We start from the raw sequence: 545 nt of genomic DNA on the forward strand, positions 1-545 counted from the left end.
GGGAAGCGATGTTATAGTTTTCAACCGCAGTACCGAAGACGGATTCGGATTTGTCCAAATTGGTGAAACTTCCGAAACCCTTGATGCGGATCAATTTATTAACCTTGAAACCGGCACTTATCAAGACAGTTTAATTACCCGCGAAAGTCCGATTCTGGCTTACGAACAGGAAACCGGAACCCTCAAATACGACCCGGATGGTTCTGGAGATGCTCCAGCCGAAATTGTTGCAATTTTCAATAATTCTCCATTCCTATCCATCAATGATATCCTGCTGGCGGGAGCGTCAACCATATCTCCACCCCTCCCGGTTTCCGAAACCGTGACGGCGTTCGCTGTCGTCAATGGCACCGAAGAAAGCAATGTCATTTTCGCCGACGATCCTCCCAATTTTACCGGAATTACTGTTACCGTTCCGGTGCCGCCTGGGAGTACCATCACGGAGTTGGTTGGCGGAACTGTAACCTCTTTGAGTGATAACGGTACGTCGGTGGAATTTACTCCAACTGTCGGAGGGGGAAATACGGGAAGTTTTGAGGTGTTTA

Annotated in this window: 1 pseudogene; it reads left to right on the top strand. The window is 48.4% G+C overall.

Going from position 1 to position 545, the window contains the following annotated elements:
• A pseudogene (locus tag AC0QHF_RS29255) lies at positions 1-545 on the top strand (calcium-binding protein); the annotation flags it as partial.

This window comes from Lyngbya sp. CCY1209, from assembly GCF_055795065.1.